Annotated in this window: 2 tRNA genes; both read right to left on the reverse strand. The window is 48.1% G+C overall.

The features are described 5' to 3' along the window. Positions 1-2 precede the first annotated feature (2 nt). Positions 3-75, reverse strand: a tRNA-Val gene (locus tag HUS61_RS21405). Between the two features lie 52 nt (positions 76-127). Then, positions 128-203, reverse strand: a tRNA-Val gene (locus HUS61_RS21410). Positions 204-314 lie beyond the last annotated feature (111 nt).

Consider the following 314-nt stretch of genomic DNA (forward strand, 5'->3'; position numbering starts at 1 on the left):
GGTGGGTCGTACTGGACTTGAACCAGTGACCCTCGCCTTGTAAGGGCGATGCTCTCCCAACTGAGCTAACGACCCATATAATCTTTTTCTTCGCTACCATTTTTAACTTTTTGCTTTAAAAAGTAAATGGTGGGTCGTACTGGACTTGAACCAGTGACCCTCGCCTTGTAAGGGCGATGCTCTCCCAACTGAGCTAACGACCCATTAAGAATTTAGATATGAACACCATTAGGGAATAATGGTGGGTCGTACTGGACTTGAACCAGTGACCCTCGCCTTGTAAGGGCGATGCTCTCCCAACTGAGCTAACGACC

It is taken from the genome of Pseudoalteromonas sp. 0802 (assembly GCF_013350085.1).
Lineage (GTDB): Bacteria > Pseudomonadota > Gammaproteobacteria > Enterobacterales > Alteromonadaceae > Pseudoalteromonas.